At 41.4% G+C, this 8,976-nt stretch carries 7 protein-coding genes; 6 read left to right on the top strand and 1 reads right to left on the bottom strand.

Annotation, left to right across the window (positions count from 1 at the left end; all coding sequences use genetic code 11):
* The first annotated feature begins 8 nt into the window (after positions 1–8).
* From menB to K9M07_06460, 4 genes are read left to right on the top strand one after another with little or no spacing between them, the layout of a single operon-like run.
* Positions 9–1,571 (top strand): 1,4-dihydroxy-2-naphthoyl-CoA synthase, encoded by a 1,563-nt coding sequence (menB, locus tag K9M07_06445; protein ID MCF7852862.1) that lies wholly within the window; start codon positions 9–11, stop codon positions 1,569–1,571.
* A gap of 3 nt (positions 1,572–1,574) precedes the next feature.
* Positions 1,575–2,474, top strand: a complete 900-nt coding sequence (gene menA / locus K9M07_06450; protein ID MCF7852863.1) for a 1,4-dihydroxy-2-naphthoate octaprenyltransferase — start codon at positions 1,575–1,577, stop codon at positions 2,472–2,474.
* Complete coding sequence (locus K9M07_06455; GenBank protein MCF7852864.1) at positions 2,455–3,345, top strand: hypothetical protein; 891 nt, start codon at positions 2,455–2,457, stop codon at positions 3,343–3,345. The genes menA and K9M07_06455 overlap by 20 nt, the downstream gene beginning before the upstream one ends.
* Positions 3,329–4,585: an AMP-binding protein gene (locus K9M07_06460; protein ID MCF7852865.1), complete on the top strand. Its 1,257-nt coding sequence runs from the start codon at positions 3,329–3,331 to the stop codon at positions 4,583–4,585. Before K9M07_06455 ends, K9M07_06460 begins: the two co-directional genes overlap by 17 nt.
* On the opposite strand, the gene K9M07_06465 is transcribed toward K9M07_06460, so the two are convergent.
* Positions 4,534–4,965 (bottom strand): thioesterase family protein, encoded by a 432-nt coding sequence (locus K9M07_06465; protein MCF7852866.1) that lies wholly within the window; start codon positions 4,963–4,965, stop codon positions 4,534–4,536. The genes K9M07_06460 and K9M07_06465 overlap by 52 nt on opposite strands.
* A 200-nt stretch (positions 4,966–5,165) precedes the next feature.
* Between K9M07_06465 and K9M07_06470 the strand changes: the two genes are divergently transcribed.
* Positions 5,166–7,202 carry a hypothetical protein gene (locus K9M07_06470; protein ID MCF7852867.1) on the top strand — a complete coding sequence of 679 codons (2,037 nt, stop codon included), beginning with the start codon at positions 5,166–5,168 and terminating at the stop codon, positions 7,200–7,202.
* 40 nt (positions 7,203–7,242) lie between these two features.
* Complete coding sequence (locus K9M07_06475; GenBank protein MCF7852868.1) at positions 7,243–8,880, top strand: hypothetical protein; 1,638 nt, start codon at positions 7,243–7,245, stop codon at positions 8,878–8,880.
* Positions 8,881–8,976 lie beyond the last annotated feature (96 nt).

Below are 8,976 nucleotides of genomic sequence, written 5' to 3' on the forward strand. Positions count from 1 at the left end.
ATTCGTCTGTGCATATCTATAAAAAAGAAGGAAATGGAACGCCCATTTTATTTTTGCATGGTTTTCTAGGATCGCATGTCGATTTTCTACCTATAATGCAATCGCTGCCATCTCCATGCATTGCCATTGATTTTTTTGGACATGGGCAATCCCCACCGCCACCGAAAGACTTGAATTTTCACACGGCTGCAAAAGCCATTGCCCAGCATCTTGATGAACCGGTTCATATTGTCGGTTATTCAATGGGTGGAAGACTTGCCCTTGCCCTCCAATACTACTTCCCTCATCTCGTTTGCAAAATCATTCTTATCAGCGCTCATCCCGGACTAGAGAACAAGCACAAGCAAAAAAGGCAAGAATATCACGATGAATGGCTGCGAAAACTCGCTTCTCTTTCTTTGCCCCGGTTTTTAAAAGAGTGGTACGAGCAACCCCTTTTTAAAACGTTTTCACAACACCCAAACTTTCAACATATTGTAAAACAAAGAGAGCTTCAATCCCGTGAATCTCTATCTGTTGTGTTTGATCGCTTGAGCGTTATCCATCAACCCCCTTTTCACCATCTTTTTGACAATAACCCCTCTTCATTCACCCTTGTTGTCGGAGAAGAAGATAAGACATATTTAGAGCTTTACCGCCATTATGCTGAGAGTAAAAGAATAAACTTGAAATCAATTCCCCATGTAGGACACTCTGTCCACATTGAAGCAAAAGACCAGTTATTGAGAGTCATTATGGAAGAATGCATCACTTCAAAAACAGATTGGATTCAAGCTAAAGCGTATCAAGACATCTTGTATCATAAAATGGATGGGATTGCAAAAATCACCATCCATCGGCCCCATGTGCGCAATGCCTTTCGCCCTGAAACGGTGAGAGAAATGATCGATGCTCTGCATGATGCGCGCCATGACGAAACTATTGGTGTGATTATTTTGACCGGAAGCGGTCCCCTTGCCTTCTGTGCAGGTGGAGATCAAAAAGTGCGCAAAGAAGAGGGCTATAGCGATGAAAAAGGATTGCAAAGTCTAAATATTCTCGAGTTTCAAAAAGATTTGCGCTCTATTCCAAAGCCAACCATTGCAATGGTTGCAGGCTATGCTATCGGCGGAGGCCATGTCCTGCATCTCATCTGCGATCTGACCATTGCTGCCGATAACGCAATCTTTGGACAAACAGGTCCAAAAGTGGGGTCTTTCGATGGTGGATTTGGAGCGAGCACATTGGCTTCAATTGTCGGGCAAAAAAAAGCGCGAGAAATTTGGTATCTTTGCAAACAATATACGGCCCAAGAAGCGCTTGATATGGGCCTTGTCAATGCCGTTGTCCCACTTGAAGATCTCGAAGATGTAACACTTGAATGGGCCCGGCAAATGCTTAAACACTCTCCCATCGCTCTTCGCTGCCTCAAGTCCGCCTTTAATGCCGCTCTTGATGGACAATCGGGAATTCAAGAGCTTGCAGGAAATGCGACAATGCTTTTTTATATGACAGAAGAAGCCCAAGAAGGGCGCCGCGCTTTTGTCGAAAAACGCGCCCCTGATTTTTCACATTTTAACAAACGCAGTTAGAAGATGCATATTGGAAAATTTCGCATTTGGTTTATGACCGCCCGCCCACGCACACTCGTTGCTTCCGTGGCACCGGTCTTTATTGGAAGCTCATTTGCAGTCGTCAATGAAATGTTCAGCATTATGACATTTGTTTGTACATTTTTTGCAGCGTGTTTCATTCAAATTTTGACAAATTTTGCTAATGATTACTTTGATATAAAAAATGGCGCCGATACACCTGATCGCATTGGCCCCATCAGAGGTCTGCATAAAAACCTTATCTCCCTTGGTGAAATGCGTTTTGCAATGGGTCTATGCATTAGTTTAATTGCCCTTTGCTCTTCCTACCTCATTTATCGCGGAGGCGTTCCCATTCTTATATTGGCAATTGTCTCTACTCTTTTAGCTTTCTTTTATACCGCAGGGCGCTTCTCTCTTTCTTATACGGGTTTAGCAGATCTTGTCGTCTTAATCTTTTTCGGACCGATCGCAACAGTCACCTCGTACTGGCTACAAACATTTGAAATCTCATCGGCGGTTATCGTCTCATCCTTAGCTCCGGGTTGTCTTGCAACCGTCCTTCTTGCAATCAATAATATTCGCGATGTCAAACAAGATACAATTGCCAATAAAAAAACCCTTGTCGTCCGCTTTGGCATCGATTTTGGCTGCGCTGAAATCGTTGTCATGTTAGCAGGAGCTTTTTTTGTCCCTGTCTGGCTTTGGCTATTTTATCCTACATATAGTGTCATGATTTCTGCCAGCTTCGTCATCTTAACAGCCGTCCCCATGGTTATCGACATTTACACAAATAAAAAACCCATTGAAATTGGAAAACATTTGATGAGCAGCAGTTTTTTATTGCTTAGCTATACTCTGATTTTTATGTTTAACGTATTCTATGCACATCGACAAATTTGAAATCCGCCCTTATGAACTTTATTTTCAACAATTAGGTATCAAATCAAAACAAGGGGCTCATCTTGTTTTATCTTTTGAAAACGGAATGTCATACACGGGAGATATCTCTCCTCTTCCCCCTTACGGAAAAGAAACACTCGATGACGCTCTAAATGAGTTCAAACGCATTAGGTCCCACTCCCTCACTGAAATGCTTAAAGAGGCCACCTCCCCTTCTCTTTATTTTGCCCTTGATTCTATCCAAAACGAGCTCACTCACCCTATTGATCCTATCCCTGTTCAAGCTGTCACCCAACTTCTCTTTGCCAATCACAGCAATTTCGTCAGTGACTTTCATAACGCTATAGAACAAGGCCATACCTCAATCAAAGTTAAGGTAGGCAACCTGACATCGCAAGAAGCAATTCAACTTTTTCGTGAGCTACCTCTAGCCCGCATTTCGCTGCGTCTCGATATGAATCGCAATTGGAAGGCAAAAGAAGCGATTGCCTTTCTCTCATCTCTTCCCCCCCATGCGATTGATTATGTCGAAGAACCGGGCGCAGATTTTAAGTCGATGGACATGGTTCGCAATGAAACGGGATGCGCTTTAGCTCTTGATGAAACATTGCGCCTCTATCCACTTGAAAATCTTATCAATGACATTGAATTTGACGTAGCGATTATCAAGCCCTCTTTGCAACCCTATCTATTAGAAACAATAGCTAAGCTCAATTTATTATCTAAAAAATGGACACTCAGTTCGAGTTTCGAATCTGTTATTGGAATCGATCAGATCAAAAAAATGGCACTTCGCGAGCAACAACCCTATCCATTAGGCATTGACACCATCAAATTTATCAAGGATTGTCGCTATGCAGTGCCTTGTTAAGCAATGGACAAAAATGACCCCTCATGCTCCTGCTATTCGACATCAAAATAAGACTCTCTCTTATTCAGAACTCGACCAATTGATTGAAAAAAAAGTCACATCCCTCTCTTCTCAATCTCATCAAAATATCCCGACCATTGTAGCCCATCCTACGATCGATACGCTCGTCATGATTTTTGCTTGCAGGCGACTGGGTCTTCCTCTTTCACTTCTTAACCCCCATGAGAATCAATCACCCCTTCCCCTCTCAACCTTTGACTTTAACTCACATAGCAACCCATCGGATCTTCCCTTTTTACTTTTTAAAACATCGGGATCAATGGCCAACCCAAAAATTGCCGTTCTTTCTTATGCTAATTTTTTTTATAGCGCTAAGGGCTTTATTGAGCGCTTCTCATTGACATCCAAAACGAGCTGGTACCTCTCTCTCCCCCTCTTTCACGTAGCCGGTGTTTGCGCAGCCTTTCGAGTATTTTATGTAGGAGCAACACTCATATTGCCAACATCTAAAGATCATCTCATCAATGACCTTCAAGAGCAATTGCCTACTTGGACTTCAATGGTTCCCACTCAACTCTACCGCATTCTCTCATGTGCCAAATCCGATAAAAACCTCTCTCAGATCCACTTTATGGTTGGAGGAAGTAAAATAGGCTCCGACCTACTTCTGCAGGCAAAAAAAAACAACCTGAAGATCTATTTAACTTATGGCATGACAGAAATGGCCTCTTCCATTGCCATGGGCTATTATTGTATTGGAAAAGTGCTCCCTTACCGCAACATTTGTATAGATGAAAAGGGGCATATTTGTGTCGGAGGAGAAACCCTTTTTCTCGGTTATATCATCGATAAAAAATTTACCCCTACGCCCTTGACACATCAAAATTGTTTCATCACATCAGATCTTGGAAGCCTATTACCCGATCAAAGCCTGATTGTGCATGGGCGGAGCGATCGAGTCATTATTAAAGGGGGAGAAAATATATCCTTAGAGGAAATTGAGGATGCAATTTATACGGTTCCGGGAGTTATTTCTGCTAAAGTCATTGGTAAAGAGCATCCGGAATACGGTGAAATCCCCATTGCTTTTATTGAAAGCCACCCCTTTGATCTACATTCATTAAGAAGTCTGATTGAAAAGGTACTGCCGCCTTTTAAACGGCCCCATCAAATCCTACCTATGCCTTCTTATGAGGGGATTAAGGTGCGCTCTTCAGATCTTCCCACCGGTAGCGTTTGAAGAATCTGTTTAAGCATGCTTGGAATAACACACGGCCTTCCTTTTTCTCTATCCATCACGCAATGCACAATGCGGGCATCTCCTACTTTTTGAGCTCCATTATGCAGATAAAAATCGAGTGTGAATGAGGATGAGCCCATATGCTTTAAATACATTTCAACACAAAGCGCATCATTAACTCGAATCGGAGCTATAAAATTTGATTCAACATGGACAATAGGCATTAAATAATCACCTTCTCGGATGATGTGAGATAGGGGCAATTCACTCTTTTCCAGAAAATTTTCAAAGGCCTCAAGAGAAATTTTTAATTGCTGCGAAAAATAGATAACACCTGTAGCATCAGTGTCTTGTAAAAAAATCTTTCGATGATAAATCATTTTTTTAAAAAAAATTATAATGTAAATTTTAAATTAATATTCGAAATTATAACCATCTCTTTTTGAAAGCTCAAGCCTAAAAAAACGCTTTGAATTCCCTTGTTTTTTTTCATTGAAAGAAGTTGTATGGATTGTAGAAAATAAGAAGCTGACTTATAATCTGGATCCCTAAAGTATCAACCATTAGAATGTGACTTTGCATGACAAAAGATCGAAAAACGCTCTCTAAGCCCCTCTCTGAGGATATCTTTACGTTAGCCCCAATCGACTTTAACTTGCCTAAAGAACGCCACTCAAGCCTCTTCTTTAGCCAAGGGGAATTGCTGCTAGCTAAAGGTGATCCATCAGGCCTTGAGTTCTTCTCCTATGCAGAATCTCTCGATCCTGACAATTTTCAACTTTTTTTTGACATGGGCCTCTCCATCGCCAATTTTGGTGATGAGCAAAATGACGAAAAGCTCCTCCTCGCGGCAAATAAGAAATTCAAGGCTGCCCTCAAGATCAATCCCAAATCGTTTGAAGCCTCGCATGCGATATCCCGCAATCTCTATCACTTGGGCCTTTTAACTGGAAAATTCCATTATTTTTTAGAAGCAAAAGAAAAATTTAAAAAGGCACTTGATTTAAGTGACCTTGCAGAAAAGCACGTCCTTTATGATCTCTATATCGAAATCGCCTCAAATATGCTTGAAATCGCTCGCAAATCGGGAGAGATTTGCGACTTTAATGTCACATTAGAGTCATTTAACCAAGCCAAAGAGATGTTCCCCTCTCACTCCTTTGATTTTTGGATCGAGTTTGGTGAAGCCTGTCTTGAAATGGCTTACCAAATTGACGACGAAATGCTCTATATTCAAGCTATCGACTGTTTTGCTACCTCGATCAAACTCAATCCCAATGAAGCAGATGCTTGGTTTTTCTTAGCGATATCATTAAAAAAGCTCTATTTCTTCACTCATGATGAAGATCATTTTTCACGCTCTAATGATTGTTTTTCCTCATGTGCGAAAATCAATCCAAAGCAAGAAAACCTGTGGGCCGAATGGGCTGAGATCCTTGTCCAATCAGGTAAACAACTGAGTGATATCAAACGCCTTTCAAGTGCTATCGAAAAATGCAAAATCGCGCAAACGGCTGCTCCAAAAGATGAGTATGTTGCTGCGCTCTGGTCAGAAGCACTCTCTTATTTGGGCGTTCTTCATGACAATATGGATTATTTGCATGAAGCGGAAAACAAAATCTTAGGCTATATTGATGAAGGCTATCTCTCTCCCGAAACGCTCTATGCACATGGAATCTGCCTTTTTAGCTTTGCTAAATACTTCAACGATATTGACTATTACTACCAAGCCATTGAAAAGTTCCAAGAAGGCCTTTCTATTGATCGCACCTATGACAAACTTTGGTTTGCTATAGGACATACATATGCAATCGCCGCCGGTATTGAAAATGATGAGGCAATGTTTAAACAGGCCATTTCCTTTTTCAAAAAAGCAATCCACCTCAAGACAGAGAGCATCTATCTTTACGAAATGGGCCTCACTCACTTTAAACTCCATCAAATCGATGGTGCAAAGGCAACACTACAAGTGGCTCTTTTCTATTATGAACAGGCGATTAGCAAGCAGAAAAATGCCGTCTACTTACATCCCGAATGGCTCTTTCAATACGCCATTGCTCTCGATGCCTATGCAGATCAGACAGAAGATGACGCCTACTATGTTAAAGCCATTGAAATCTTAACCCATGTGCTCCTCTCTGATCCGGATCACCCCGATATTCACCACAAACTTGCACTTGTCTATTCGCATTTTGCAGAGCTCACACTTGAAAGAGAGCTCTACCAAAAATCTCTATTCCATTACCAAATTGCGGCTCAAAACGCGGAAGAAAATGATCTTTTATTGCTCGATTGGGCATTGACAATGGTTAATTTTGCAGAGGCGCTCTCTAGTGAAGAAGAATCTCTTGCGACCTATATCGAAGCAGAATACAAAATGATTCAGGCAGCAAAATTGGGCAATGTCCATGCCTACTACCACCTCTCTTGCCTCTATTCCATCCTCAGACACTTTGACAAGGCGATGCACTTCATCCAAAAGGCTCAAGAGTTCGATGCACTTCCCCACCTCGATGATATCCTCGAGGATGTCTGGCTTGAAAACCTTAGAGAACAACCCGAATTCCAATCTTTTGTCTTCAATCTCGATCCCACAAATTCCCCTTCGGAAAATTAACCCCCCTATTTTCCACAAATTTGGGTCTATTTTTTAACTTATGGCAACGAGTACATTATCCATCAGCTTTCCTCAAGCGGCAGATGCCACTCCCTTTATAGGATTAAGCTATGATCGTGAGTTTGATAAATACGACCTGACAAAGCATATTCCTGAAGAGGATCGTCTTAAGATCGGTGAAACGCTCACCTCCTTAAGCGATACTACAGAAAACATTCATCGCATCTGCCATCACCTTGAAACAGGTTCTTATCACTCAATTGAACCTGAGGACTTCCATCACGCCTTAAAAGGTTTTTTTGATGGGATTTGTGAAGCTAAAATTGTCATTCGCCTCTCAGATATTTTAACCCTAAAAATGCATGGGATTGAATTTGACTGTTTTGATCCGGTATCCAAAGATGGATTATCCTTTGATCTACCTTCTCTGTCCTATTTTATTGAAACAATGCGCGGTTACATCAATCAGAAAGCGCTAGGCCAATTTTTAGAGCAACTGAGAACAATGAGCCGCCTTGAGCGATGGATCATCCGATTCAGAACAAAAAAGTCAGAACAAAAAACAATCCTAGATCGATTAGAAGATTTAGGCGTTAAATTGTTTACATCCAAAAGCTATAAAGTTATAGATTCGCGCGAACGCTGCTTACCCTCTCTTGAATTATTCACTCTATTTACCCGCACCTCATTTAAACGGTGGGCCGTCACGCCCAAACCCGTATTTGGTGCAGTCCCTATCCGTCAAGTCGCAATAGATGCCAAAACAAACGAGCGAGTTATAAGCTGCGCCTACTTAGTCGAACATCAGCTAAAACAAATCGCCAAAGCGGATGGCTTTCTTAGTCCGCACATTGAATTTAATCTGCACGATCGCTTTCATATATTCGCTATGTCTTCAGTTCCACCCTTGATTCGTAAAATTGCCATTTCCTCTGCGGAACATATGAGACGGCATGCGGCTCTCTTAAAAGACCGAGGCGCTGAAACGGAAAAGAAGATTCTTTATCATCTTGCTTGGAAAATGGTCGATATGGACTTCCCGGTAATGCGTAATTTACGCGTGTGTTCAATCCTTTCAAACCGATTTCCCTATATCCCTCACGTAGAAGATTGCGCTAAGCCCCTAACACTTTTGCAAAGCAAAAAAAATCAAAAATATCTGCACTATCATGAACTCCCCGAATATTTATTCTTAGAAGCCGTCTGCCCCGCTAAATCATTTATTGACTCATACAGTCTAGTGAAACAAAGAGCTTGGACTGAAGCTTATGAGAAAGCGGATGACACAACAAAGGCTATTTTCAGAGAGGCAAAAGAAAGAGCCTATTTTCCACCCCCTCAAACTGTCACTAATCCAAAAAGCTGCAATCATTTCCAAACGCTTAATTTTATCTATATATCCATTCTCGACAGCGTTCCAAAAACACCTAACTTCAAACTCGCTAGAAAATGGCTCTTTACTGAAATCAAAGAGCATCTTGAATACGAAGAATCGCTCACTAAGCCCTATAAAGCCCTGATCTTGTGCGATTCATTTAAAAAACGGGCAAATAGACTCTATCTACAAATTGCCAACCAAATCAATGATGAGCTAAAAGCAACGCGTTTGTTTCAGATGATAGATGAGGAAACATATATACATACTGTAATCGCGCTCGCTCTTAAAGGCGAAGTGTAAAGTGGTTGCTCCTAAAAAACGGAGTAGTTATAAAACTCTCCAATCAGAACCGAGGTTAAAACCTCAAAACTATAGGAGCAACCAATGAGCCATTAT

This window comes from Simkaniaceae bacterium, assembly GCA_021734805.1.
Taxonomy (GTDB): Bacteria; Chlamydiota; Chlamydiia; order Chlamydiales; family JACRBE01; genus Amphritriteisimkania.

What these genes read in the sequence shown, in the direction of transcription:
- K9M07_06475 (MCF7852868.1), top strand. Translation starts at nt 7,243, where the DNA reads ATGGCAACGAGTACATTATCCATCAGCTTTCCTCAAGCGGCAGATGCC.
- K9M07_06465 (MCF7852866.1), bottom strand. Translation starts at nt 4,965, where the DNA reads ATGATTTATCATCGAAAGATTTTTTTACAAGACACTGATGCTACAGGT.
- K9M07_06460 (MCF7852865.1), top strand. Translation starts at nt 3,329, where the DNA reads ATGCAGTGCCTTGTTAAGCAATGGACAAAAATGACCCCTCATGCTCCT.
- menA (MCF7852863.1), top strand. Translation starts at nt 1,575, where the DNA reads ATGCATATTGGAAAATTTCGCATTTGGTTTATGACCGCCCGCCCACGC.
- K9M07_06455 (MCF7852864.1), top strand. Translation starts at nt 2,455, where the DNA reads ATGCACATCGACAAATTTGAAATCCGCCCTTATGAACTTTATTTTCAA.
- K9M07_06470 (MCF7852867.1), top strand. Translation starts at nt 5,166, where the DNA reads ATGACAAAAGATCGAAAAACGCTCTCTAAGCCCCTCTCTGAGGATATC.